The sequence below is a fragment of the Pseudomonas sp. H3_E07 genome, from assembly GCF_054668895.1.
Genome location: NZ_CP162795.1, coordinates 196,720 through 222,839, shown reverse-complemented (window position 1 = coordinate 222,839; position 26,120 = coordinate 196,720). Strand labels below are relative to the sequence as shown.

The window sequence follows — 26,120 nt, the reverse complement described above, 5'->3', positions numbered from 1 at the left end:
CTCAATGCTCCCGGCTGGCAAAGTCGATACGCGGATCGACCAGGGTGTAGGTGAGGTCGCCGATCAGTTTCACGATCAGCCCCAGCAGGGTGAAGATAAACAGCGTGCCGAACACCACCGGGTAGTCGCGGTTGATCGCCGCTTCAAAACTCATCAAGCCCAGGCCGTCCAGAGAGAAGATCACTTCCACCAGCAGGGACCCCGTGAAGAAAATCCCGATGAAGGCCGAAGGGAAGCCGGCGATCACCAGCAACATTGCGTTGCGGAATATATGGCCGTACAGCACACGGTGATTGGTCAGGCCCTTGGCTTTGGCTGTAACCACGTACTGCTTGTTGATCTCGTCGAGAAAGCTGTTCTTGGTCAGCAGCGTCATGGTGGCGAAGTTGCCGATCACCAGGGCCGTGATGGGCAGCGCCAGGTGCCAGAAGTAATCGAGGATCTTGCCGCCCCAGCTCAGTTCGTCGAAGTTGTTCGACGTGAGCCCGCGCAAGGGGAACCAGTCCAGGTAACTGCCGCCGGCAAACACCACGATCAGCAAAATCGCAAACAGGAAGGCCGGGATCGCGTAGCCGACAATGATTGCCGAACTGGTCCACACATCGAAATGGCTGCCGTGCCGCGTGGCCTTGGCGATCCCCAGGGGAATCGACACCAGGTACATGATCAGCGTGCTCCATAGCCCGAGGGAGATGGACACCGGCATCTTTTCCTTGATCAGGTCGATGACCTTGGCGTCACGGAAGAAACTGTCGCCAAAATCCAGCTGGGCGTAGTTCTTGACCATGATCCACAGACGTTCCGGCGCCGATTTGTCGAAGCCGTACATCTTTTCGATTTCCTTGATCAGCGCCGGGTCCAGGCCCTGGGCGCCACGGTAGCTGCTGGAACCGGCCACCGACACTTCGGCACCGCCGCCGGCAATGCGGCTGGTGGCACCCTCGAAACCTTCGAGCTTGGCGATCATTTGTTCTACCGGCCCGCCGGGGGCGGCCTGAATGATGACGAAGTTGATCAGCAGGATCCCGAACAGCGTGGGGATGATCAGTAACAGGCGGCGAAAGATATAGGCCAGCATTTAATCGCCTCCGCTCGCCGGATCGGCGCTTGTTTCCAGGGTAACCGCAGGTTTTACGTCGGGTTTGGCCCACCAGGTGGCGGTGCCGACGTCGTAGCGCGGCGGAACTTTGGGATGGCCCAAGTGATCCCAGTACGCCACGCGGAAGGTCTTGATATGCCAGTTTGGGATCACGTAGTAGCCGAACTGCAACACACGGTCCAGGGCCTTGGCGTGTGCCACCAGGCTCTTGCGCGAATCGGCGTCGATCAGCTCTTCCACCAGTTGGTCGATGGCCGGGTCCTTGAGGCCCATGTAGTTACGGCTGCCGGGCTTGTCGGCGCTGGAGGACTTCCAGAACTCGCGCTGTTCGTTCCCCGGCGAGGTGGACTGCGGGAAGCTGCCCACCAGCATATCGAAGTCCCGCGAGCGAATTCGGTTGATGAACTGTGAGACGTCCACCCGACGGATCACCAGGTCGATACCCAAGTCGGCCAGGTTGCGCTTGAACGGCAGCAGGATGCGTTCGAACTCGGTCTGGGCCAGCAAGAACTCGATGGTTACCGGTTTTCCGCTGGTGTCGACCATCTTGTCGTCGACGATGCGCCAACCGGCTTCCTGCAACAGTTGGTAGGCCTCGCGCTGCTGGGTGCGGATCATGCCGCTGCCGTCGGTCTTGGAAGGTTCGAAGGCCTGGGTGAAGACTTCAGGCGGGATCTTGCCGCGCAGCGGTTCGAGGATCGCCAGTTCATCCGGGCCGGGCAGGCCGGTGGCCGCCATCTCGGAGTTCTCGAAATAACTGCGGGTGCGGGTATAGGCGCCGTTGAACAGCTGCTTGTTGCTCCATTCGAAATCCAGTAACAGGCTGATGGCCTTGCGCACGCGCACGTCCTGGAACATCGGCTTGCGCATGTTGAACACGAAGCCCTGCATGCCCGTGGGGTTGCCGTTGGGGATTTCTTCCTTGATCAGGCGCCCCTGTGCAACCGCCGGGATGTTGTAGGCGTTGGCCCAATTCTTGGCGCTGAACTCCAGCCAGTAGTCGAACTGCCCGGCCTTGAGGGCTTCGAGGGACACGGTGCTGTCGCGGTAGTAGTCAGTGATGCGGTTGTCGAAATTGTAGAAGCCTTGGGTGATCGGCAGATCCTTGGCCCAGTAATCCTTGACCCGCTCGTAGCGAATCATGCGCCCGGCCTTGACCTCGGCGACCTTGTACGGCCCGCTGCCCAGCGGCACTTCGAGGTTGCCCTTGGCAAAATCACGGGTGGCCCACCAATGCTTGGGCAATACCGGCAGTTGCCCGAGGATCAGCGGTAATTCGCGGTTATTGGTGCGTTTGAACTTGAACAGCACCTTCAGCGGGTCTTCGGCGACCACTTCGTCGACGTCGGCGTAGTAAGTGCGATAGATCGGCGAGCCTTCCTTGATCAGTTCCTGGAAGGTAAACACCACGTCTTCGGCGCGGATCGGGTGGCCATCATGAAAGCGTGCTTCGGGGCGCAAATAGAAGCGTACCCAGCTGTTGTCCGGGGCTTTTTCGATCTTGCCGGCGACCAGGCCGTATTCGGTGATGGGCTCGTCCAGGCTTTGCATAGCCAGGGTGTCGTAAATCAGGCCGAGGTTGTCGGCTGGCACGCCCTTGCTGATGTAGGGGTTGAGGCTGTCGAAGCCGCCCATGGCCGACTCGCGGAAGGTGCCGCCTTTGGGCGCGTCCGGATTCACATAGTCGAAGTGCTTGAAGTCGGCGGGGTATTTTGGGGGTTCGTTGTAGAGCGTCAACGCATGTTGCGGGGCGGCTTGGGCCGCGGTGCACAGCAGCAGGCCGCCGAGCAGTGCAGTACGCAAATACATCATTGGGCTTTCTCCGAAGCTTTCAGCCACCACGCGCTCAGGCCCAGGCTATAGGGCGGCGTGGTGACAAAGGCGAACCGGTTGCGGTACGCCAAGCGATGATAGTTGAGGTACCAGTTGGGAATACTGTAATGCTGCCACAGCAGCACCCGGTCCAGGGCACGGCCGGCGGCCAGTTGCTCTTCGCGGGTCTTGGCGGCCAGCAGTTGTTCCAGCAGGTGATCGACAATCGGGTTGGCGATGCCTGCGTAGTTCTTGCTGCCCTTGATCGCCGCCTGGCTTGAGTGGAAGTACTGCCACTGCTCAAGGCCCGGGCTCAAGGTCTGGTTGAGGGTGATCAGGATCATGTCGAAGTCGAATTGATCCAGGCGCTGCTTGTACTGGGCGCGATCGACGGTGCGCAGGCGCGCGTCGATGCCGATGCTGATCAGGTTTTCGACATAGGGCTGCAGGATGCGCTCCAGGTTCGGATTGACCAGCAGTATTTCGAATCGCAGCGGCTGACCGTCCTTGTTGAGCAGGCGTTGGCCGGAGAGTTTCCAGCCGGCGTCGCCGAGCAGGGCCAGGGCGCGGCGCATGGTTTCGCGGGGGATGCCACGGCCGTCGGTCTGGGGCAGGCTGAACGGCTGGGTAAACAGGCTGGCCGGCAATTGATCGCGGTACGGCGAGAGCATCAGCCATTCATGCCCGGTTGGAACGCCGGTGGCCGAGAATTCGCTGTTGGGGTAGTAGCTCAAGGTGCGTTTGTAGGCGCTGCTGAACAGGGTGCGGTTGGTCCATTCGAAGTCGAACATCAGCCCCAGGGCTTCGCGCACCTTGGCCTGGCTGAAGATCGGTCGCCGGCTGTTCATGAACAGACCCTGGCTCTGGGTCGGAATCTGGTGCGCGATCTGCGCCTTGATCACGTCGCCCCGATTAACCGCCGGGAAGTTGTAGCCATTGGCCCAGTTCTTGGCCTGGTGCTCAATGTAGATATCGAACTCACCGGCCTTGAACGCTTCGAAGGCCACGTCGCTGTCGCGGTAGAACTCCACTTCGACCTTGTCATAGTTATAGAAACCCCGATTGACCGGCAGGTCCTTGCCCCAGTAGTTCTTCACCCGTTCGAACACCAGTTGCCGGCCAGGCGTGACCTTGCTGATGCGGTACGGCCCGCTGCCCAGCGGCGGTTCGAAAGTCGTCGCCTTGAAGTCGCGGTTTTTCCAATAGTGCTGGGGCAGGACAGGCAATTCGCCCAGGCGCAGGATCAGCAGCGGGTTGCCGGCGCGCTTGAACACAAAGCGAATGCGATGCCGGTTGAGGATATCCACCCGTGCCACCTCCTGCAGGTTGGTACGGTATTGCGGGTGGCCTTCGGTCAGCAGGGTGCGATAGGAAAACGCCACGTCATAGGCGGTGATCGGCTTGCCATCGTGGAAGCGCGCTTCCGGGCGCAGGTTGAACACCACCCAACTGCGGTCCTCGCTGTACTCCACCGACTGTGCGATCAGCCCGTAACTGGAGGTCGGCTCGTCGCCGGAGGGCGCGTACAGGCCGGTGCCGACCATCAACGGTTCGTTCAGCTCATTGACGCCGTATTGCAGGAAATTGGGGGTGGAAACCGGGCTTGAGCCCTTGAAAGTGTAGGGGTTGAGGGTGTCGAAAGTGCCAAAGGCCATGACCCGCAATGTCCCGCCTTTCGGCGCTGCAGGGTTTACCCAATCGAAGTGGGTGAATTTGGCCGGGTATTTGAGCACGCCGAACTGCGTATAACCGTGGCTCTCGGTAATCGCCGCGTTCGCACCAAAGCTCAAGGCCAGACTTATTAGTAGAAGGAGAGGACGCTTCAAGTCAGAGATCCGATCCGGGCGGCTTGGGCTTTATGATCGGTACAGTAACAGCTTGTTCCGGTTGGAAAAAGCCGGTCGGATGATGGAGCGCCCATGTGGGAGCGGGCTTGCTCGCGAAGACGGAGTGTCAGTCACCGAATATGTCGAATGACACACTGCCTTCGCGAGCAAGCCCGCTCCCACATTTGCTCCCCGGTGCTGTTGGGAGGGCTTATCTTGGTCCGGAAACCACCAGCATCTGCCCCGGCTTCAACGCCTGGCCAGTACGTGGGTTCCAACGCTTGAGATGTTGCATCTCAACGTTGAAGCGCTTGGCGACGATGTACAGCGAGTCGCCTTTCTTGACCTTGTATTGCACCGGCTTCTTGCTGTCGGCCTTGGCCACCCGCTTGCGCGTGTCCTGCATCACCAGGGTCTGGCCGACCTTGAGGGCCTGGCCGTTGAGCTTGTTCCAGCGCTGCAGGTCATGCACATCGACCTTGTTGGCCTTGGCAATCAGCGTCAGGTTGTCGCCACTGCGTACCTTGTAGTTGCGGGTACGGCCGGCAACGCGTGCCGTCTCGACTTCGTCGAACACCTGCTTTTTCGGGCGCATCGCCAGCAATTCTTCAGGCTTCATCGTCGAAAGGGTGCTGGTGAGCAGTTGTGCCTTGGAACTCGGCACCAGCAGATGCTGCGGGCCATCCAGGGTGGTGCGTTGTTTCAGCGCGGGATTGAGCTGGAACAGTTCGTCTTCGTCGATCTCGGCCAGCGCGGCAACCCGTGACAGGTCCATGCTTTGCTTGACTTCAACCACCTCGAAGTACGGCGTGTTGGCAATCGGGTTCAGGTTGACGCCATAGGCCTCGGGCGCCAGCACCACCTGGGACAGCGCCAGGAATTTGGGCACGTAGTCCTTGGTTTCCTGAGGCAGGGGCAGGTTCCAGTAGTCGGTCGGCAGGCCGAGCTTTTCGTTGCGCTCGATCGCCCGGCTCACCGTCCCTTCGCCTGCGTTGTAGGCAGCCAGGGCCAGCAGCCAGTCACCGTTGAACATGTCGTGCAGGCGGGTCAGGTAGTCAAGGGCGGCTGTGGTGGAGGCGGTGATGTCGCGGCGGCCATCGTAGGCACGGGTCTGGCGCAGATTGAAGTAGCGCCCGGTGGAGGGAATGAACTGCCATAGACCGACCGCATCGCTGCGCGAATAGGCCATCGGGTTGTAGGCGCTTTCAATCACTGGCAGCAGTGCCAGTTCCAGGGGCATGTTGCGCTCTTCAAGGCGTTCGACGATGTAATGAATGTAAAGGCTGCCGCGTTCGCCGGCGTTCTCAAGGAAGGAAGGGTTGCTGGCGAACCACAGGCGCTGTTGTTCGATACGCGGGTTGACGCCTACACCGTCCTGCAGTTGAAAGCCCCGTCGCATACGCTCCCAAACATCCTGGGGCACTTCGGGAGCCGGCTTGTCCGAAAGCCAGATGACGGGTTTCTGTTTGATCTTGGCAGTAAGGTTTGGCTTGGGTTGCACGGTGGATTGTGCGGTGAAATTGCTTGATTGGCAGCCCGCCAGCGTGGCGGACACAGCCACCGCCACAGCTTGAGCCAGGCGGGTCAATGCGTCTGAATGGTTGGATTTACGAATAGATGACGACATTGGCTGGAAGTAAGTTCCGGGCAAAAATGTCGGGCGATTCTAGAAACCCGTTTGGTTCCGGTCAACCATTCAGAAATTACGTATCAGATTGCTTCCTATTAGAACTTATCTTTCCAAGCCCTCAGGCTAGCAAATACCTCGGCCCCAGAGCGGTTGTCGCGTCCACTCCGTTCGTCCGCTTTTTGTTTAACGGATGTTTCAGAGGTGCGCAGAAAGGGGTTGGTGCGCTTTTCCAGGGCCAGGTTGGAAGGCAGCGTGATCTCGCCACGTTCCCGTAATTGGCGGACGATTTCCACCCGTTGGGCGATATCGGCGTTGTCCGGTTCCACGGCCTGGGCAAACTTGAGATTACTCTGCGTGTATTCGTGGGTGCAGTACACCAAGGTGTCAGCGGGCAGGGCGGCCAAACGTTCAAGTGAAGTGTGCATCTGTGCTGGCGTGCCTTCGAACAGGCGCCCGCAACCGGCGGCGAACAGGGTGTCGCCACAGAACAGCACGCCCAGGTGATAAAAGGCGATATGCCCCAGGGTGTGGCCCGGCACTGTATAAATGTCAAAATCCCAGCCGAGCACGCTGATGCGATCGTTATCGTTCAGGGCTACGTCCCGCGCAGGGATCTTTTCGTTGGCCGGGCCGTAGACCTTGGCGTCAGTCACCCGTTTGAGGTGTTCGACGCCGCCGACATGGTCATGGTGGTGGTGAGTGATCAGGATGTCGCTCAGGGCCCACTCAGGGTTCTGCTTTAGCCAAGCCAGCACCGGCGCGGCATCGCCGGGGTCGACCACGGCGCAGCGCTGGGTACTCGGGTCTTGTAACAACCAGATGTAGTTATCGGTGAAGGCGGGCAGGGCACTGATCTGTATCATTCTTCGATTCGCCAAGCTGAACACATTGGTGCATCTTAGAACGTCTAGGCGAGTTGGAGAATGCAATGACTGATAAAGCGTTCGCCCAGGCCGATCCTGAGTGGCTGGCCCTGATCGGCGCAGCCCGCGAATGGCTGTCCGGTCCGATCGGGCAATTTTTGCTGGACGAGGAACGGCGCATGCTCGAAGACGAGCTGGGCCGGTTCTTTGGTGGCTACCTGGTGCATTACGGTCCTTCGGCCGAAACGCCGCCGTGCGCCCCCCAAGTGCAGCGCAATGTGCGCCTGGGCGCGCCGTTGCCAGGGGTAGAGATCGTCTGCGAGGAACAGGCCTGGCCCTTGAGCGAGCACGCTGCCGACGTGGTGGTGTTGCAGCATGGCCTGGATTTCTGCCTGTCGCCCCACGGTTTGCTGCGCGAAGCGGCGAGCAGCGTACGCCCTGGTGGCCATTTGCTTATTGTCGGGATCAACCCTTGGAGCAGTTGGGGCTTGCGCCATGTATTCGCCCACGACGCCTTGCGCCAGGCGCGCTGTATCTCGCCGCAGCGGGTAGGAGACTGGCTGAACCTGCTGGGCTTCGCGCTGGAGAAACGCCGCTTCGGGTGCTATCGTCCGCCGCTTGCGTCGACCAAGTGGCAAGCCCGCCTGGCTGGCTGGGAGCGCCGCGCAGGTGCGTGGCAATTGTCGGGTGGCGGCTTCTATCTGCTGGTGGCGCGCAAGATCGTGGTTGGGTTGCGGCCGGTGCAACCGGTACGCCGCGAGCCGATGGGCAAGCTGGTGCCGATGCCGATGGCCAAGGTCAACCGCAAGCAAAGCGATGCATGACCCTCTTTTTGAATGAATACCGAGCAACCGATGACCGATAGCGTAGAACTCTTCACCGATGGCGCCTGCAAGGGCAACCCGGGCCCTGGCGGCTGGGGCGCGTTGCTGGTGTGCAAGGGCGTAGAGAAAGAGTTGTGGGGCGGCGAGCCTAATACCACCAACAACCGTATGGAACTGATGGGCGCCATTCGCGGCCTGGAAGAACTCAAGCGCCGCTGCAACGTGCTGCTGGTGACCGACTCGCAATACGTGATGAAGGGCATCAACGAGTGGATGGTCAACTGGAAGAAACGCGGCTGGAAGACGGCGGCCAAGGAACCGGTAAAAAATGCCGACCTGTGGCAACTCCTCGACGAGCAATGCAATCGCCATGACATCACCTGGAAGTGGGTGCGTGGTCACATCGGCCATCCTGGCAACGAACGCGCCGACCAATTGGCCAACCGTGGCGTGGACGAAGTGCGCGGCTACAAGCAGAGCTGATGCCGACTCACGTGTTAATATCGCGCCCCTTGAATCACACCACACCGTTGAGAGCTGAACCCTGATGGCCATCCGATCTGTTGTACTCGATACCGAAACCACCGGCATGCCGGTGACCGACGGCCACCGGATCATTGAAATCGGCTGTGTCGAATTGATGGGTCGGCGCCTCACCGGGCGTCACTTCCACGTCTACCTGCAACCGGACCGCGACAGTGACGAAGGCGCGATCGGCGTCCACGGTATCACTGACGAATTCCTCAAGGGCAAGCCGCGTTTCGCTGAAGTCGCCGATGAGTTCTTCGAATTCATCAACGGCGCCCAGCTGATCATCCATAACGCGGCGTTTGACGTCGGCTTCATCAACAACGAATTTGCCCTGATGGGGCAGACCGATCGCGCAGACATTTCCCAGCACTGCTCGATCCTCGACACCTTGATGATGGCCCGTGAGCGTCACCCCGGCCAGCGCAACAGCCTCGATGCCTTGTGCAAACGTTATGGCGTCGATAACTCCGGCCGTGAACTCCACGGCGCCTTGCTCGACTCCGAGATTCTTGCCGACGTCTACCTGACCATGACCGGCGGGCAGACCAGCCTGTCCCTGGCCGGTAACGCCTCTGACGGCAGCGGCTCGGCGGAGGGTTCGGGTAACCGCCCTTCGGAAATCCGCCGCTTGCCGGCCGACCGCAAGCCAACCACGATCATCCGCGCCAGTGAGCAGGATCTGGCCGAGCATGCGGCGCGGTTGGAAGCGATTGCCAAATCGGCGGGTGCGCCGGCGTTGTGGTCGACCCTGACCCAACAATGAGTCAAACCCCGTAGGAGCCGGCGAGCCGGCTTCTACTGTGGCTTACCGCGCTTTAAAAATCTTCATTCGCGTCATCGCCCCCAAGCTTCTACCCTTGAGTGCATAGCCCTCAGGACTACAAGCACTCATGTACAAAGACCTGAAGTTTCCTGTCCTTATCGTGCACCGTGACATCAAGGCCGACACCGTTGCCGGTGACCGGGTCCGAGGTATCGCCCGAGAGCTGGAACAAGAGGGCTTCAGTATTTTTTCCGCCGTGGATTACGCCGAGGGGCGACTGGTGGCTTCCACCCATCACGGTTTGGCGTGCATGCTGATCGCCGCCGAGGGCGCTGGCGAGAATACCCATCTGCTGCAAAACATGGTCGAGCTGATCCGCCTGGCGCGGCTGCGGGCACCCAACTTGCCAATCTTTGCCCTGGGCGAGCAAGTTACTCTGGAAAACGCGCCCGCCGACGCCATGAGCGAGCTCAACCAACTGCGCGGCATTCTCTACCTGTTCGAAGACACCGTGCCGTTCCTTGCGCGGCAAGTCGCGCGCGCGGCCCGCACTTATTTGGATGGCCTGTTGCCGCCGTTCTTCAAGGCGCTGGTGCAGCACACCGCCGACTCCAACTATTCCTGGCACACCCCCGGTCATGGCGGTGGCGTGGCCTACCGCAAGAGCCCGGTGGGGCAGGCGTTTCATCAGTTCTTCGGGGAAAACACCCTGCGCTCGGACCTGTCTGTGTCAGTGCCCGAACTGGGCTCGCTGCTGGACCACACCGGGCCTCTGGCTGAAGCCGAGGCCCGCGCAGCGCGCAACTTTGGCGCCGATCACACCTTTTTCGTCATCAACGGCACGTCCACCGCCAACAAGATCGTCTGGCATTCCATGGTCGGGCGCGATGACCTGGTGCTGGTGGACCGCAATTGCCATAAGTCGGTGCTGCACTCGATCATCATGACCGGCGCCATCCCGTTGTACCTGTGCCCCGAACGTAACGAGCTGGGGATTATCGGTCCGATTCCCTTGAGCGAGTTCAGCCCCGAATCCATCCGCGCCAAGATCGACGCCAGCCCGCTCACCCGTGGCCGCCCGCCGAAAGTGAAGCTGGCGGTGGTGACCAACTCCACCTACGATGGCTTGTGCTACAACGCTGAGCTGATCAAGCAGCAACTGGGCAATAGCGTCGAGGTGCTGCATTTTGATGAGGCCTGGTACGCCTACGCCGCGTTTCATGAGTTTTTCGCCGGGCGCTACGGCATGGGCACCTCGCGCACTCCGGACAGCCCACTGGTATTCACCACCCACTCGACCCACAAGCTGCTGGCGGCTTTCAGCCAGGCCTCGATGATCCATGTGCAAGATGGCGGCGCCCGCCAGTTGGACCGTGACCGTTTCAACGAAGCCTTCATGATGCATATCTCCACCTCGCCGCAATACAGCATCATTGCTTCGCTGGATGTGGCGTCGGCGATGATGGAAGGTCCGGCCGGGCGTTCGCTGTTGCAGGAAATGTTCGACGAGGCGTTGAGTTTTCGCCGCGCGTTGGCCAACTTGCGCCAGCACATTGCTGAAGAGGACTGGTGGTTTTCGATCTGGCAGCCGCCGTCGGTAGCCGGAATCGACCGCGTCGTCACCGCAGATTGGCTGTTGCACCCTCAAGATGACTGGCATGGCTTTGGCGACGTGGCCGAAGACTATGTGCTACTGGACCCGATCAAGGTGACACTGGTGATGCCCGGCCTCACTGCGGGAGGTGCCCTCAGCGATTGCGGGATTCCCGCAGCGGTTGTCAGCAAATTCCTCTGGGAGCGGGGCCTGGTGGTGGAAAAAACCGGGCTGTATTCTTTCCTCGTACTGTTTTCCATGGGCATCACCAAGGGCAAATGGAGTACCTTGCTCACCGAGTTGCTGGAATTCAAGCGCAGCTACGACGCCAATGTCAGCCTGGCCAGTTGCCTGCCCTCGGTTTTTGCCCAAGGCCCGACGCGCTATCAAGGCCTAGGCCTGCGCGACCTGTGCGACCAATTGCACAGCTGTTACCGCAGCAACGCCACCGCGAAACACCTCAAACGGATGTACACCGTTCTGCCGGAAATCGCGATGAAACCCGCCGACGCCTACGACCAGTTGGTCAGGGGTGAAGTGGAAGCGGTTTCCATCGACGCCTTGCCAGGGCGCATCGCAGCCGTGATGCTGGTGCCTTATCCGCCGGGCATTCCGTTGATCATGCCGGGCGAGCGCTTTACCGAGTCGACGCGCTCGATCATCGACTACCTGGCTTTTGCCCGGACATTCGATAGCAGTTTCCCCGGTTTTGTCGCCGATGTTCATGGGTTGCAACACGAAGATGACGGCAGTGGTCGTTGTTACACCGTTGATTGCATCAAGGGTTAAGGATGTTTATGCAAGCTGTAATGAACCCGAAGTATCCAGGGCTCAGTGTACGCGTCGCCGACGAAGGTTTTGATGCCTACGTGTGGGGTAATGATTTCAGCTTTGAGGTCAGCGCCTACGGTGAGCCACAGATGGGCAAGCGAGTCGATCAATGGCCCGTGGAGCGAATATTGCCGTACCGCAAGTGTTATGGCATCGACCCTGAAGAGTTCGCCAGTTTCCGCGATGCGCCCGACAGCGCAATCTTCATGGCCTACCTGGATGATCGCCCGGTGGGACATATCGTGGTCAGCACCAATTGGAATGGTTTTGCCCATGTCGACGAGCTGGCAGTGGCCTTGCCCGCGCGACGCCACGGGGTAGCCAAGGCGTTGCTGGATGTGGCGCAGTTCTGGAGCCGCAAGAAAAACCTGCCGGGCATGATGCTGGAAACCCAGAACAACAACCTCGGCGCCTGCCGATTGTATGAGCGTTGCGGCTACGTGATGGGTGGGGTCGACCACCTGCGCTATCGAGGCATTGACCCGCAAACCCGCGAAGTGGCGATATTCTGGTATCGGTTGTTCAAGGTGTAGGGGGAGGGGTTTTGTGTCGCTGGCGAGCAGGCCCTCGGCCTTTTGCGTGACGATCTCCAGCAGCGCATTCAGCGCCGGGGTGGTCACGCCGTCCTTGAGGGTGAGCGCGTACAGGCTGATCAGGATCGGCGGCGACACCGGGCACGCATCCAGCCCAGCCTCCCGTGCGCCGAACGCGGTGAAGGGGTCGACCACTGCCAGGCCTTCTCCGGCTTCCACCAGGCTGCGCATCATCTGATAGGTCTGTACGCGCGTCTGCACCACCGGCAGCGGGCGCAGGGCTTGCAGCTTGGCGTCCAACAGGCGGCTGAGCGGGTCCTGGTCTTCCAGGCCGATCATCGATTGTCCTGCCAGCTCCTGTAGCGCGATGTATTTCTGTTTGGGCTTGAGCCAGCCATGGGGGGCGAGCAACTGCAGTTTGCCCTGGGCCAGTACGGTGCTGTGAATCTGCGGGTGTTCCGGGTCATGCAGGCTCAAGCCCACATCGGCTTCGTGCAGCAGCAGGCTCCTGACGATCTCTCGGGTCGTCTGGCTCGAGAGGTTGCACGGAGTGTCCTGGAAACGCCGGCGCAGTAGCGCAATGCTATGTGGCAACAGCTGATTGGCCAGGGGCGGCGTGCAGAGGGCGCGCAGGGTCGGGGCGTGAGGGTGTTTCAAGCGGCTGGCCAGTCGTTGTACCGGTTCCAGCGCTTCATAGACATGGGCGATTTCGGCTTGCAGCTCGAGGGTTTCCCGGGTGGCCTGCAAGCGTCCACGCACACTGGCGAACAGCATGAAACCAAGCTGCTGCTCGGCGTCCTTGAGCGCCGCGTCTACATCGCCCACGGAAAGTTGCAACCACTCGGCGGCCGTGCCGAGGTGTCCGGTCTGCAAGATGGCCTGAATCACTTCGATATGACGTAAACGCATCGCCGGAGTCTATGTGCAGCGGGCTGCGTATTCAATAGAATGGCTGCGCTGATCATCAACGACCACAGCCGGCTACCGGCATTAACAACAAGAACAGGTCTGGTCTCATATGCCTTTACCCTCGATATTCCTCGGGGTAACGGCCAAGCAACTGCTGGTCCTAGTGACCGTCGGCTGCGCGGCTGCTTATCTCTTCGACACTCAACGCGAAATCCCACCGGAAAACCTGGCACTTGAAGCCTTTATTCGCTCCCAGGAACAGGTGGTCGAGCAAGTGGGCTCGGTGCTGGGCGTGGAGTTGGTCAGGCAGGTGGTCGCGCATCCGGGCTACAACTCGGCAGGCTACCAGCGTTCGATGTATGCCGTCGAAGGCGAGCGGGGGCAGTTGATGGTGACGCTTAAGCAGGTGCAGGGAGAGCAGGGTATCGAGGTCACGGAGATCCGTCGTCCGTGATCACCCCAGCCCAGTCAATGCCTTGAATGGCCAGGACTGAGCAGGTGAATAGGCGAGGTCTTATGACGCGAGGGTGGTTTGCGATTCGCGCACAAGAATGGTACCTGATTGGATCAACTTGAATTCGTCGCCTTCCAGTTTCTCTACACGGTCGCCAATGGCCAGCTTGTAGGTGGTGGTAGGTGCCGAGCCAGCCAGGTCGCCTTGCGCCGGGTTGGATTCCTGGAACTCATGCACCGAATACACGCGTCCTTCTGCGTCTCTGGCATGAAACTGTCCGACTAATACTGCTGCCATCTGTTTAGAACCTCTGGAGATAAACACTCTATTTGCGGTTCTGTAGACCGTCACGGAGCGGGGTAGTTTACTTACGGAATAAAAATACTATTCGCTGATATTTTCAGACTCTTCCTACGGGTCGTAATGCCGGGCAAACGCCCGCAGGAATATCAAAACCTTCTGGTGAACACGCCGCGAAGACTTTATAACTACAAGCTCCTTTAGTCAGACGTCGGGAAACCCCAATGAGCAAGGTCTACACCGTAGCCGTCGTGGTCGGTAGCTTGAGAAAAGACTCGATCAACCGTAAGGTCGCGCTGGCACTGGCCGAACTGGCCCCTGCCAACCTGCAGTTGAACATTGTGGAAATTGGCGATTTGCCGCTCTACAACGAAGATATTGACGGTGCGACACCGCCGGCAGCCTACAGTACTTTCCGCAAACAGGTGAGCTCATCCGACGCGGTGTTGTTCGTGACCCCGGAATACAACCGCTCCGTGCCCGCCCCGCTGAAGAATGCCATCGACGTCGGTTCTCGACCTTATGGGCAGAGCGCATGGAGTGGTAAGCCGGGCGCGGTCATCAGCGTATCGCCAGGTGCGATTGGTGGATTTGGCGCCAACCATCACCTGCGTCAGTCCCTGGTATTCCTCGATGTGCCCTGTATGCAGCAGCCGGAGGCCTATCTGGGCGGCGCGGGCAGCGTGTTTGACGAGGCGGGCAAGGTGTCGGAAAAGACCAAGCCGTTCCTGCAGGCATTTATTGATGCCTACAGCAAGTGGGTGGCAAAACAGCACGCTTGATTGCTATGGACCCGGCGATGACCGCCGGGTCTTTTTCGCGCGTTGTCAGGCCAGCTGATCTGCCAGCAATAACGCCAACGCGGTCCGCTACGGCGCTTCTTTGCGTTAGCGCAACCAGTTGGTGCGCGCCAGTTCGATCACTTCATCGCCACGGCCACTCATCACCGCCTTGAGCATATACAGGCTGAAACCCTTGGCCTGTTCCAACTTGATGGTCGGCGGCATCACCAACTCCTGGGTCGCCGTGACCACGTCCACCAGCACTGGGCCGTCGTGGGCGAGGGCGCGGCGCAGGGCCGGTTCCAGGTCTTCGGACTGCTCCACGCGAATGCCCAGGATGCCCATGGCGTTGGACATGGCCGCGAAGTCCGGGTTTTTCAGCTCGGTGCCGGCATCCAGGTAGCCCGCAGCCTTCATTTCCATCGCGACAAACCCCAGGGACGAGTTATCGAACACGATGACTTTCACCGGCAGTTTCAACTGTGCCAACGAGATGAAATCCCCCATTAACATGGCGAAACCGCCGTCACCCGACATCGAAATCACCTGGCGATCCGGGAAGGCTGCCTGGGCCCCGATGGCCTGGGGCATGGCATTGGCCATCGAACCGTGGTTAAACGAACCGATCAAACGACGCTTGCCATTCATCTTCAAATAGCGCGCAGCCCACACGGTGGGCGAGCCGACATCGGCGGTGAAGATCGCATCGTCATCTGCCAATTCACTGAGCAAGCGTGCGACGTATTGTGGGTGAATCGGCCGATTGGCTTTCGACGGCTGAGCCAAGTCGTCCAGCCCCTGGCGGGCTTTCTCATAATGTTTCAAGGAGGTTTCAAGGAAGCTGCGATCAGTCTTGCGCGTCAAGCGCGGCAGCAGGGCGCCGATGGTTTCGCTGACATCCGCGGCAATGCCCAGGTCCAGCGTGGCGCGACGGCCGAGGGCCTGGGGGTTGCGGTCGATCTGGATGATCTTCGCGTCGGTTGGGTAGAACTGGCGGTAGGGGAAGTCCGTGCCGAGCATGATCAAGGTATCGCAGTCGAGCATGGCGTGATAGCCGGAGCTGAAGCCAATCAGGCCGGTCATGCCCACGTCGAACGGGTTGTCCCATTCCACATGTTCTTTGCCGCGCAGGGCGTGTACCACGGGAGCGCCGAGGGCGTCAGCCAGCGCCACCACCTGATCGTGGGCGCCGGCACAACCGCTGCCACAGAGCAGGGTGGTTTTCTGGCTGCTTTCCAGGATTTCGATGAGGCGTTGCAGGTCCTGATCCGCAGGCAGCGTGCGTGGCGCATGCAAGGCTGGCCATGGCTTGAGCTTGTCTTCCACTTCCAGCAGCGACACATCGCCTGGAATCACCACGACCGCGACGCCGCGATTGAGGATCGCCGAACGCATGGCGCGGTGCAGCACGTGGGGCATCTGCTCGGGGTTGGTGACCAGTTCGATGAAGTGGCTGCACTCCTTGAACAATTCCTGGGGATGGGTTTCCTGGAAGTAGTTCAGGCCGATCTCCGACGATGGGATCTGCGCGGCAATCGCGAGCACCGGCACATGGTTGCGATGGCAGTCGAACAGGCCATTGATCAAGTGCAGGTTGCCCGGCCCGCAACTGCCGGCGCACACCGTCAATTCGCCCGTGGCCGCCGCTTCGGCGCCTGCGGCAAAGGCCGCCACTTCTTCGTGGCGCACATGCATCCACTCGATGCTGTCCATGGTACGCAGGGCGTCGGTGAGGCCATTGAGGCTGTCGCCGGTCAGGCCCCAGATGCGCTTGATGCCCGCCTGTTCAAGGGTGGTCGCCAATTGCTGGGCCAGGTTGATTTTCGCCATGAAGAACTCCAATCGTCAGTGAGGTTAAAAACTGCTGATCAATAGGGGACAGTTCGATCACGGCGGATGTTCAGCCTTTAATGTGAAGATTGCGTCATGGCCGCCCGGTATTGCCGGGTACGCCGCGCAAGAAACCACTGGTCACGCACCAACGCCATACACGGCGCGACGTTGGCCTTGGGCAAATGGCCGCGGCTGAGCCGGCGCATCTGATAGCGCACGACGGCGAGGATGGCCAGTGACGCCAGGGGCTTGCGCTTCCAGTCGATGGGCTTGAGTTGCGGGTTGGGGTCGCGGCCTTCGCGCCAGTGTTGGATCAATTGCGGCTCCAGCGTCAATGCTGTGGCGATCCCGGCCATGGCGACGCCACTGTCCAGTACCTGTTGCACGATGGGCAGGCGACGGATACCGCCGGTGACCAGCAGCGGCATCGTGGCGATCGTCGCCAGTTGACTGGCGAATTCCAGGAAATACGCCTCACGCGCCAGGGTGCGACCGTCACGCGCTTCGCCTTGCATGGCCGGTGCCTCGTAGCTGCCGCCGGATAACTCCAGCAGGTCGATGGGCAGCGGGTTGAGCATTTCGACCACGGCGCGTGCGTCGGCTTCTGCAAAGCCACCCCGCTGGAAATCGGCGGAGTTGAGTTTGACGGATACACAAAACGCCGGGCTGACATTGGCGCGCACTGCCCGGATTACGTCCAGCAACAGGCGCGCACGGTTCTCCAGGGAGCCGCCCCAGCGGTCGGTGCGCTGGTTGCTCAACGGCGACAAGAACTGGCTGAGCAAGTAGCCGTGGGCACCGTGGATCTGCACGCCGGTAAACCCGGCTTTTTCGGCCAGGCGTGCGCTGGTGGCGAAGCGCTGGATCACGTCCTGGATGTCGTCCTCGGTCATGGCCTTGGGTGTGGCAAACATTTTCGAGAAACCGCCGAGGTCGAGCGCGACGGCGGACGGTGCAAGGGCTTGCTGGCGCAGGTTGGCTGGCGTCTGGCGCCCTGGGTGGCTGAGTTGTACCCAGAAGTGCACGCCGTTGCTGCGGGCGACGTCGGCCCATTCGCGAAAGCTCGCCAGATGCTGCTCATCTTCGAGGGCCACGCCACCGGGGCCGGTCATGGCCCGGCGGTCGACCATCACGTTGCCGGTGATCAACACGCCTGGCTTGCCGTCCGCCCAGGCCTTGTACAGTTGCTTCAACTCACGGGACGGCGCCTGATTGCCATCGGCCATATTTTCTTCCATCGCTGCCTTGGCGATACGATTGGGGAGGACCTGGCCATTGGGCAGTTGCAGGGCTTCAAAGGGTGACATGGGTTGACTCCTGAGTGGGGGAAGCCTCAGGCTAAGCTTAAAGTTAACTTTAATGTCAAGCAGGTGCCGTGATGAATATTGGAGAGCTGGCAAAGCAGAGTGGGCTGGCGGCGTCGCGGATCCGCTTTTATGAGGCCGAGGGCCTGATCAGCCAGGTCGGACGCCAGTCCAATGGGTACCGGCGTTATGCGCCGGAGGCCCTGCAAACCTTGCAGCTGATCCAGAGCGCGCAACAGGCAGGCTTTACCCTGCAGGAGCTCAAGGCGCTGATGCCTGCGCCGGGCGAGCACAAGCGCGAAGAGTTGATCGAGGCGCTGGAGCGCAAGGTCACGCAGATCGAAGCCATGCAGGCGCAACTGGCCCATAGCAAGGCGCAACTGCTGGGGGTGATCGAAGCGGTACGGGCGCAGCCGGAAGGGGTGCCGTGCAGCGTAGGGCAGAAGCAGGTATTAGGATTGATCAGCGAGAACCTGTAGGAGCGAGCTTGCTCGCGAAGACCTCACAGACAACACGTTCATCCAGGATTCACGCGTTATCGTTGACGATCTTCGCGGGCAAGCCCGCTCCTACGGTTTATTGGCGACGACGAAACAACGGCAGCGGTTCATCCGTTGCCGCCTGGTACGTCACCGAAAAGTCCTTGAGGCTTTCCAGGGCTTCGTACGGGTCTTTGTCGGCGCGCAGGGCGAACGCATCGAACCCGCAACGGCGCAGGTAGAACAACTGGTCGCGCAGCACGTCGCCAATCGCACGCAGCTCGCCTTTGTAGCCGTAACGGTCACGCAACAAGCGGGCGTTGGAGTAGTTGCGGCCGTCGGTGAACGCCGGGAAGTTCAGCGCGATGACCTGGAAGTGCTCCACGTCTTCGCCGATTTCTTCGGCTTCTTCATCGGCGTCCAGCCACACACCCAGGCCGCCGTCGCGGGCCTTGAGGGCGTGGCCGTGTTCGCGCCACAGCGCCAACGGCACGATCAGGTCGTCGCAGTTGGAGATGCCGTCAAAGCTCGCGTCCTTGGGCAGCAGGTGCCAGGTTTCGTCGAGGACTTCGTTGTTCTTAATGATTCGCTGCATAGACGCGCTCCTTGAACAGGTCGATGCCGATGCGCTGGTAGGTGTCGATGAAACGTTCATCTTCGGTGCGCTGTTCGATGTACACGTCGATCAGCTTGCCGATCACCTCAGGCATGGCTTCCTGGGCGAAGGACGGGCCGAGGATCTTGCCCAGGCTCGCATCGCGGCTGGCGCTGCCACCCAGGGACACTTGGTAGAATTCTTCGCCTTTCTTGTCCACGCCCAGGATGCCGATGTGGCCGACGTGGTGGTGACCACAGGCGTTCATGCAACCGGAGATGTTCAGGTCCAGCTCGCCGATGTCGAACAGGTAGTCCAGGTCGTCGAAACGGCGCTGGATCGATTCGGCAATCGGGATCGACTTGGCGTTGGCCAGCGAGCAGAAGTCGCCGCCCGGGCAGCAGATGATATCGGTCAACAGGCCGATGTTCGGCGTGGCAAAACCGCCTTCGCGCAGTTCGCCCCACAGGGTGAACAGCTGGCTCTGCTCAACGTCCGCGAGAATGATGTTCTGCTCGTGGGAGGTGCGCAGTTGGCCGAAGCTGTAGCGCTCGGCCAGGTCGGCGACGGCGTCCAGCTGTTTGTCGGTGATATCGCCTGGGGCAACGCCGGTCGGTTTCAGCGACAGGGTCACTGCCACATAGCCTGGCTTCTTGTGCGCCAGGGTGTTGCGGGTGCGCCAACGGGCGAAACCGGGGTGTTCTTTGTCCAGTGCTGAGAGCTCGGCGTCCTGATTGCTCAACGCCTTGTACTCAGGGTCGACGAAGTGTTTGGCCACGCGGTTCACTTCGGCTTCGGTCAGGGTGGTCTGGCCGCCGCGCAGGTATTCCATCTCAGCGTCGACTTTCTGAGCGAAGACCTCAGGGGTCAGCGCCTTGACCAGGATCTTGATCCGGGCCTTGTACTTGTTGTCACGACGGCCATAGCGGTTGTAGACCCGCAGGATCGCGTCGAGGTAGCTCAACAGGTCCTGCCATGGCAGGAATTCGTTGATGAACGCACCGACCACCGGAGTACGGCCGAGGCCGCCACCAACCAGTACGCGGAAGCCCAACTCGCCGGCCTCGTTGTGCACCGGCTCTAGGCCGATGTCGTGCACTTCGATGGCTGCACGGTCCGAGGTCGAGCCATTGATGGCGATCTTGAACTTGCGCGGCAGGTAGGCGAATTCTGGGTGGAAGGTGGTCCATTGACGGACGATTTCACACCAGGGGCGTGGGTCGATCAGTTCGTCAGCGGCCACGCCGGCGAATTGGTCGGTGGTCACGTTGCGCAGGCAGTTACCGCTGGTCTGAATGGCGTGCATCTGCACGGTAGCCAGTTCAGCCAGGATGTCCGGCACATCTTCCAGCGCCGGCCAGTTGAACTGTACGTTCTGGCGGGTACTGATGTGGGCGTAGCCTTTGTCGAAGTCGCGGGCAATCTTGGCCATCATGCGCGTCTGGCGCGACGTCAGTTGGCCATAGGGCACGGCCACCCGCAGCATCGGCGCAAAGCGCTGAACATAAAGGCCATTTTGCAGGCGCAGAGGGCGGAACTCTTCTTCGCTCAGTTCACCTGCTAGGTAGCGTCGGGTCTGATCACGGAACTGCTTGACGCGGTCCTCGATGATGCGCTGATCGTATTCGTCGTATACGTACATATAGGTCCTGTTCTCGGCAAATCTGCGCGCACGGCCGCGCACTCCCAACGGAGCCGGGGCAAGATACCAGTTTGCGTTTATGCGCAAAAGTGATGTTTGAGTATATGCAAATAACCAAATCGACTAATGAGAACCGTTATCGCCATACCCACATTTGTCATGCGGGCAATCGTCAACTTTACTGTGAGCGTGTTTGAACGTAATCACCTATAAAACCGACAAGAGGCGATGCGATGAGTAACCCGACAAAAGCCCGTAAACCCGACAGTACCGTAGATGCCTGGGCCATTCTGTTCCTGATCATTCTGGTGGTGGGAACTGCCGTGTTTTGGGTAAGCCACCAGTAAACAGCCTCGATTGACTGTCGCAATGCCATTATCATGACGGTCAAATATCCAGGGCTGAACATCAATGTCGAAGGTGCTGATTGCGTGCGTGTGGTTGCTGGGATCGGCGTACGGGGCGATGGCCCATGCCACGTCGGTGGTGTTTCTCAACCCTGGCATGTCGACGGAAACCTTCTGGGTCAGCTACGCGCAGTTCATGCAGGCCGGAGCCAAGGACCTCGGCCTGCATTTGCGTGTGCGCTATTCCGAGCGTGACACCCGCAACACCCTGAATCAGGCGCGCGAGGCACTGCAAGGCAGCGAGCGGCCGGATTACCTGGTGTTGGTGAACGAGCAATACGTTGCCCCGCAGATCCTGCGCATGGCCCAGGGGAGCGGGGTCAAGCTGCTGATTGTGAATAACGCGCTGACCGCCGATCAGGTGCAATTGCTGAACGCCCGCAACGACGCCGACGTGATGGGCAGCATGGTCGCCGACGACGAGCAGGCCGGTTATTTGATGCTGACCGACTTGCTGCGCCAGCACGGCCCTGCAAAGCCTGGCGAATCCATCGACCTGCTGGCATTCTCCGGCACCAAGACGACCCCGGCCGCGCAGCTGCGCGAAAAGGGCCTGCGCCGTGCCCTGGCTGAGCACCCTGAAGTGCGCCTGCGCCAGTTGGTCTCCGGCGAATGGAGCCGCCAGCGCGCGTTCGAGCAAGCGGTGCTGTTGTTCAAGCGCTACCCGCAGACCGCGCTGGTGTGGTCGGCCAACGACGAAATGGCGCTTGGCGCCATGCAGGCGCTACAGGACAGTGGGCGGGTGCCGGGTCAGGAGGTGTTGTTCAGTGCGGTGAACAGTTCGCCGCAGATTTTGCAGGCACGGCTGGATGGACGGCTGAGTACACTGGTCGCCGGGCATTTCACCCTGGGCGGGTGGGCGATGGTGTTGATCCATGATGATGCCAAGGGCGTGCCAATCGACGCCCATGGCGGGCGCGACCGCCAGGAAGCGCTGTTCCAGTTGATAGACGCCACCCAGGCACAACGGTTGTTGGCGCCAGCGGCGCCAGTGGATTTCCGTGCACTGTCTGCCGTCGGCAAGCCGGCGTCCTACCGTTACCCCTTCAGCCTGCAACTGCTGCTGCGCTAGACGCCGGCCAACAGCAGCACCAGCTTGACGATACCGAACAACGTCAAGGCAAACACCACCGTGAACAGAATGCCCAACGCCACAAAGTGGCTGGGCCTGCCGTGGGTAAAGTCGCGAGCGCGGTTCTTGCCGCTTTGCACGCCAAACGCGGCCGCTATCACGCTGTGCAGCATCTGCCAGAAGGTAGGGGGCTTGTTGTTGATTGGATCGTCCATACATCCCTCGACACCAGGTGTGTGAGGGATAGCATAGACAATCCAGCCGGGCTTAGTTGTCGTGGGCTTAGTTGTCGTAGCCCAGGTTCGGCGCCAGCCAACGTTCGGTCACACTCAGGTCCTGGCCTTTGCGCGCGGTGTAGCTCGCCACCTGGTCCTTGTCGACCTTACCCACGGCAAAGTACTGCGCCTGCGGGTGGGCGAAGTACCAGCCGCTGACGGCCGCCGCCGGGAACATCGCGTAATGCTCGGTGAGGAACACGCCGCTACGACCTGCATGCATTTCGCGGGCCTCGGGGTCGAGCAGTTGAAACAACTGGGCTTTCTCGGTGTGATCCGGGCACGCGGGGTAACCGGGGGCAGGGCGGATGCCGCTGTATTGCTCTTTGATCAGCGCCTCGTTGTCCAATTGCTCATCCTTGGCGTAGCCCCAGTGCTCTTTACGCACCTGCTGGTGCAGCCATTCAGCGCAGGCTTCGGCCAGGCGGTCGGCCAGGGCCTTGACCATGATCGAGTTGTAGTCGTCGCCCGCGTCCTGGTAGGCCTTGGCGACTTCTTCGGCACCGATACCGGCGGTGGTGATAAAACCACCGATGTAGTCAGTCACACCGCTGTCCTTGGGCGCTACGAAGTCGGCCAGGGAGAAGTTTGGCTTGCCATCGGTCTTGATGATCTGCTGGCGCAGGTGGTGCAGTTTTGCGATCGGCTGGCCGTCGTCGCCGTAGACTTCCAGGTCGTCGTCCTGCACCTGGTTGGTCGGCCAGAAACCGAACACCGCACGGGCGCTGATGAGTTTTTCGTCGATCAACTTCTTGAGCATTTCCTGGGCATCGGCGTACAGCGCGATGGCCGCTTCACCGACGACTTCGTCAGTAAGAATGCGTGGGAATTTGCCTGCCAGGTCCCAGGAAATGAAGAACGGTGTCCAGTCGATGTACTCGGCCAGCACCTTGAGGTCGATATTGTCCAGCACCTTGGCGCCGGTAAAGGTCGGCACCACCGGGCTGTAGGTGCTCCAGTCGAACTGTGGCTTTTTGGCGATGGCGGCGGGATAGCTCAGGCGCTCGGTGCGGGCGCTGCGGTTCGAGGTGCGCTCGCGCACTTCCACGTATTCCTCGCGGGTGCGTTCCACGAAGCCGGCTTTCAGTTCCTTGGACAGCAACTGCGTCGCCACGCCCACGGCGCGGGAAGCGTCGGTGACGTACACCACGGCATCGTTACTGTACTTGGGCTCGATCTTTACCGCCGTGTGCGCCTTGGAGGTGGTGGCGCCACCGATCATCAGCGGCAGGTGGAAGTCCTGGCGCTGCATCTCGCGAGCCACATGGACCATCTCGTCCAGGGACGGGGTGATCAGGCCGGACAGCCCGATAATGTCGCACTTCTGTTCCTTGGCCACCTGCAGGATCTTCTCTGCCGGCACCATTACGCCCAGGTCGACGATGTCATAGCCGTTGCAGCCGAGCACCACGCCGACAATGTTTTTGCCGATGTCGTGCACGTCGCCTTTTACGGTTGCCATCAGGATCTTGCCCTTGGCTTCCGGCTTGTCGCCTTTTTCCAGTTCGATGAACGGGATCAAGTGCGCTACCGCCTGTTTCATCACGCGGGCAGATTTCACCACCTGGGGCAGGAACATCTTACCAGCGCCAAACAGGTCGCCGACGATGTTCATGCCGGACATCAGCGGGCCTTCGATCACTTCGATCGGGCGCGCGAACGACAGCCGCGATTCCTCGGTGTCTTCCACGATGTGCGTAGTGATGCCTTTGACCAGCGCGTGTTCCAGGCGCTTGTTCACGTCCCAGCCACGCCATTCTTCGGTCTCGGCTTCCTTGACGCTGCCGTCGCCCTTGTACTTGTCGGCGATGGCGAGCAGGGCGTCGGTGCCGTCCGGCGTGCGGTTGAGCACCACGTCTTCCACGGCATCACGCAGCTCGGCCGGGATCTGGTCGTAGATCTCCAGCTGGCCGGCGTTGACGATGCCCATGGTCAGCCCGTTGCGGATCGCATACAGCAGGAACACCGAATGGATTGCCTCACGCACCGGGTTGTTGCCACGGAACGAGAACGACACGTTGGACACGCCGCCGGAGGTCAGTGCATACGGCAGCTCGTCACGGATGTAGGCGCAGGCGTTGATAAAGTCGACGGCGTAGTTGTTGTGCTCTTCGATACCGGTGGCGACCGCAAAGATGTTCGGGTCGAAGATGATGTCTTCCGGTGGGAAGCCGACTTCATTCACCAGGATGTCGTAGGAGCGTTTGCAGATCTCTTTCTTGCGCGCTTCGGTGTCGGCCTGGCCGGCTTCATCGAACGCCATCACCACCACCGCAGCGCCATAGCGCTTGCACAGCTTGGCGTGGTGGATGAACTGCTCCACGCCTTCCTTCATGCTGATGGAGTTGACGATGCCCTTGCCCTGGATGCACTTGAGGCCGGCCTCGATCACGTCCCACTTGGAGGAGTCGATCATGATCGGCACGCGGGAGATGTCCGGCTCGCCGGCGATCAGATTGAGGAAGGTCACCATGGCCTTCTTCGAATCCAACATGCCCTCGTCCATGTTGATGTCGATCACCTGGGCGCCGGCTTCCACCTGCTGCAGCGCGACTTCCAGGGCTTCGGTGTAGTTATCTTCACGGATCAGGCGGGCGAACTTGGCCGAGCCGGTGATGTTGGTGCGCTCGCCGACGTTGACGAACAACGAGCTGCGATCGATGGTGAACGGCTCCAGGCCTGACAGGCGGCAAGCCTTCGGAATATCCGGGATCTGGCGCGGCGCGTAACCGGCCACGGCCTTGGCGATGGCCTCGATGTGGCCCGGCGTGGTGCCGCAGCAGCCGCCGACAATGTTGAGGAAGCCGCTCTGGGCGAACTCTTCGATGACCTTGGCTGTTTGTGACGGCAACTCGTCGTATTCGCCGAATTCGTTGGGCAGGCCGGCGTTCGGGTGGGCAGAAACGTGGGTGTTGGCCTTGTTCGACAATTCTTCCAGGTACGGACGCAGCTCGCTGGCACCCAGGGCGCAGTTGAGGCCCACGGAGATCGGCTTGGCGTGGGCCACGGAGTTCCAGAACGCTTCGGTGGTCTGGCCCGACAGGGTACGCCCGGAGGCGTCGGTGATGGTGCCGGAAATCATGATCGGCAGCTCAATATTCAATTCCTCGAACACGCCTTGCACGGCGAAGATCGCGGCCTTGGCATTGAGGGTGTCGAAAATGGTTTCGATCAGGATCAGGTCGGCACCGCCTTCGATCAGGCCTTTGGTGGCCTCGGTGTAGTTTTCCACCAATTCATCGAAGGTCACGTTGCGGTAGCCGGGGTTGTTCACGTCGGGCGACAGCGAGCAGGTGCGGCTGGTCGGGCCGAGCACGCCTGCGACGAAACGCGGCTTGTCCGGGGTTTCCGCCGTTTTGGCGTCGGCGATCTTGCGCGCCAGGCGTGCGCCTTCTACGTTTAGCTCAAACGCCAGCGCTTCCATGCCGTAGTCGGCCATGGAAATGCGCGTGGCGTTGAAGGTATTGGTTTCGAGGATGTCGGCGCCGGCATCCAGGTAGGCTTTTTCGATGCCGCCGATTACGTCTGGACGGGTGATCACCAGCAGGTCGTTGTTACCCTTGACGTCGCTGGGCCAGTCGGCGAAGCGTTTGCCACGGTAGTCATTTTCCTCAAGCTTGTAGCTTTGGATCATCGTGCCCATGCCGCCGTCGAGGATCAGGATACGTTCCTTGAGGGCTTGATGAAGGGCTTGCAGACGAACGCTACGATCGGACATGGGACTACTCTGGTCAGGCATTTCGGAGGGCGTGAATCATAACA

General features: G+C 60.5%; 21 protein-coding genes and 1 pseudogene. 9 read left to right on the top strand and 13 right to left on the bottom strand.

Annotated elements, in window-relative coordinates; translation table 11 throughout:
• Position 1 precedes the first annotated feature (1 nt).
• From AB4O08_RS00960 to gloB, 5 genes are all read right to left on the bottom strand, one after another.
• Entirely contained in the window at positions 2-1,078 is a 1,077-nt protein-coding gene (locus AB4O08_RS00960; RefSeq protein ID WP_010210929.1) for a microcin C ABC transporter permease YejB, read from the bottom strand.
• Positions 1,079-2,911 (bottom strand): extracellular solute-binding protein, encoded by a 1,833-nt coding sequence (locus AB4O08_RS00955; RefSeq protein ID WP_010210928.1) that lies wholly within the window; start codon positions 2,909-2,911, stop codon positions 1,079-1,081.
• Positions 2,908-4,737 (bottom strand): extracellular solute-binding protein, encoded by a 1,830-nt coding sequence (locus AB4O08_RS00950; RefSeq protein WP_010210926.1) that lies wholly within the window; start codon positions 4,735-4,737, stop codon positions 2,908-2,910. The genes AB4O08_RS00955 and AB4O08_RS00950 overlap by 4 nt, the downstream gene beginning before the upstream one ends.
• Before the next feature lie 211 nt (positions 4,738-4,948).
• Positions 4,949-6,364 (bottom strand): lytic transglycosylase domain-containing protein, encoded by a 1,416-nt coding sequence (locus tag AB4O08_RS00945; RefSeq protein ID WP_010210924.1) that lies wholly within the window; start codon positions 6,362-6,364, stop codon positions 4,949-4,951.
• A 98-nt stretch (positions 6,365-6,462) separates the two neighbouring features.
• Entirely contained in the window at positions 6,463-7,230 is a 768-nt protein-coding gene (gloB, locus tag AB4O08_RS00940) for a hydroxyacylglutathione hydrolase (protein ID WP_021491694.1), read from the bottom strand.
• Positions 7,231-7,295: 65 nt separating this feature from the next.
• Between gloB and AB4O08_RS00935 the strand changes: the two genes are divergently transcribed.
• The 5 genes from AB4O08_RS00935 to AB4O08_RS00915 all read left to right on the top strand — a co-directional run bounded on the left by AB4O08_RS00935 (position 7,296) and on the right by AB4O08_RS00915 (position 12,306).
• Positions 7,296-8,054 carry a methyltransferase domain-containing protein gene (locus AB4O08_RS00935; protein WP_010210918.1) on the top strand — a complete coding sequence of 253 codons (759 nt, stop codon included), beginning with the start codon at positions 7,296-7,298 and terminating at the stop codon, positions 8,052-8,054.
• 30 nt (positions 8,055-8,084) lie between these two features.
• The gene (gene rnhA, locus AB4O08_RS00930) at positions 8,085-8,537 is read left to right on the top strand and encodes a ribonuclease HI (protein WP_010210917.1); all 453 of its coding nucleotides are present in this window, start codon (positions 8,085-8,087) and stop codon (positions 8,535-8,537) included.
• Between the two features lie 70 nt (positions 8,538-8,607).
• Entirely contained in the window at positions 8,608-9,348 is a 741-nt protein-coding gene (gene dnaQ, locus AB4O08_RS00925; RefSeq protein ID WP_167337377.1) for a DNA polymerase III subunit epsilon, read from the top strand.
• A gap of 127 nt (positions 9,349-9,475) precedes the next feature.
• Positions 9,476-11,731: an Orn/Lys/Arg family decarboxylase gene (locus AB4O08_RS00920; RefSeq protein WP_010210911.1), complete on the top strand. Its 2,256-nt coding sequence runs from the start codon at positions 9,476-9,478 to the stop codon at positions 11,729-11,731.
• Positions 11,732-11,739: 8 nt separating this feature from the next.
• The gene (locus tag AB4O08_RS00915) at positions 11,740-12,306 is read left to right on the top strand and encodes a GNAT family N-acetyltransferase (RefSeq protein WP_031290712.1); all 567 of its coding nucleotides are present in this window, start codon (positions 11,740-11,742) and stop codon (positions 12,304-12,306) included.
• 18 nt (positions 12,307-12,324) lie between these two features.
• Here the strand turns inward: AB4O08_RS00915 and AB4O08_RS00910 are convergent.
• Positions 12,325-13,215 (bottom strand): annotated as a pseudogene (locus tag AB4O08_RS00910) (LysR substrate-binding domain-containing protein); the annotation flags it as partial.
• A 109-nt stretch (positions 13,216-13,324) separates the two neighbouring features.
• On the opposite strand from AB4O08_RS00910, the gene AB4O08_RS00905 reads away from it, so the two are divergent.
• Complete coding sequence (locus AB4O08_RS00905; RefSeq protein WP_010210906.1) at positions 13,325-13,669, top strand: hypothetical protein; 345 nt, start codon at positions 13,325-13,327, stop codon at positions 13,667-13,669.
• A gap of 60 nt (positions 13,670-13,729) precedes the next feature.
• On the opposite strand, the gene AB4O08_RS00900 is transcribed toward AB4O08_RS00905, so the two are convergent.
• Positions 13,730-13,966 carry a hypothetical protein gene (locus tag AB4O08_RS00900; RefSeq protein WP_016979714.1) on the bottom strand — a complete coding sequence of 79 codons (237 nt, stop codon included), beginning with the start codon at positions 13,964-13,966 and terminating at the stop codon, positions 13,730-13,732.
• A 227-nt stretch (positions 13,967-14,193) separates the two neighbouring features.
• Here AB4O08_RS00900 and AB4O08_RS00895 point away from each other — a divergent pair, with 227 nt between their 5' ends.
• On the top strand, positions 14,194-14,751 hold the full coding sequence (locus tag AB4O08_RS00895; protein WP_021491692.1) for an NADPH-dependent FMN reductase: 558 nt from the start codon (positions 14,194-14,196) through the stop codon (positions 14,749-14,751).
• 105 nt (positions 14,752-14,856) lie between these two features.
• Here AB4O08_RS00895 and poxB read toward each other — a convergent pair whose 3' ends face one another.
• On the bottom strand, positions 14,857-16,581 hold the full coding sequence (gene poxB, locus AB4O08_RS00890; protein ID WP_021491691.1) for a ubiquinone-dependent pyruvate dehydrogenase: 1,725 nt from the start codon (positions 16,579-16,581) through the stop codon (positions 14,857-14,859).
• Between the two features lie 77 nt (positions 16,582-16,658).
• Complete coding sequence (locus tag AB4O08_RS00885) at positions 16,659-17,891, bottom strand: NADH:flavin oxidoreductase/NADH oxidase family protein (RefSeq protein WP_010210900.1); 1,233 nt, start codon at positions 17,889-17,891, stop codon at positions 16,659-16,661.
• Between the two features lie 71 nt (positions 17,892-17,962).
• Here AB4O08_RS00885 and AB4O08_RS00880 point away from each other — a divergent pair, with 71 nt between their 5' ends.
• On the top strand, positions 17,963-18,367 hold the full coding sequence (locus AB4O08_RS00880) for a MerR family transcriptional regulator (RefSeq protein ID WP_010210899.1): 405 nt from the start codon (positions 17,963-17,965) through the stop codon (positions 18,365-18,367).
• A gap of 97 nt (positions 18,368-18,464) precedes the next feature.
• On the opposite strand, the gene AB4O08_RS00875 is transcribed toward AB4O08_RS00880, so the two are convergent.
• Both AB4O08_RS00875 and AB4O08_RS00870 read right to left on the bottom strand, forming a co-directional pair.
• Complete coding sequence (locus AB4O08_RS00875) at positions 18,465-18,962, bottom strand: DUF934 domain-containing protein (RefSeq protein ID WP_010210898.1); 498 nt, start codon at positions 18,960-18,962, stop codon at positions 18,465-18,467.
• Positions 18,946-20,604: a nitrite/sulfite reductase gene (locus AB4O08_RS00870; protein ID WP_045792235.1), complete on the bottom strand. Its 1,659-nt coding sequence runs from the start codon at positions 20,602-20,604 to the stop codon at positions 18,946-18,948. Before AB4O08_RS00870 ends, AB4O08_RS00875 begins: the two co-directional genes overlap by 17 nt.
• Positions 20,605-21,015: 411 nt before the next feature.
• Between AB4O08_RS00870 and AB4O08_RS00865 the strand changes: the two genes are divergently transcribed.
• Complete coding sequence (locus tag AB4O08_RS00865) at positions 21,016-22,083, top strand: ABC transporter substrate-binding protein (protein ID WP_154846862.1); 1,068 nt, start codon at positions 21,016-21,018, stop codon at positions 22,081-22,083.
• Here the strand turns inward: AB4O08_RS00865 and AB4O08_RS00860 are convergent.
• Together AB4O08_RS00860 and metH are read right to left on the bottom strand one after the other, a co-directional pair.
• Entirely contained in the window at positions 22,080-22,298 is a 219-nt protein-coding gene (locus tag AB4O08_RS00860) for a DUF2970 domain-containing protein (protein WP_010210891.1), read from the bottom strand. The two genes, AB4O08_RS00865 and AB4O08_RS00860, sit on opposite strands and share 4 nt — an antisense overlap.
• Positions 22,299-22,365: 67 nt before the next feature.
• Positions 22,366-26,076, bottom strand: coding sequence for a methionine synthase (metH, locus tag AB4O08_RS00855; protein WP_460114644.1), 3,711 nt, complete (start codon positions 26,074-26,076; stop codon positions 22,366-22,368).
• Positions 26,077-26,120 lie beyond the last annotated feature (44 nt).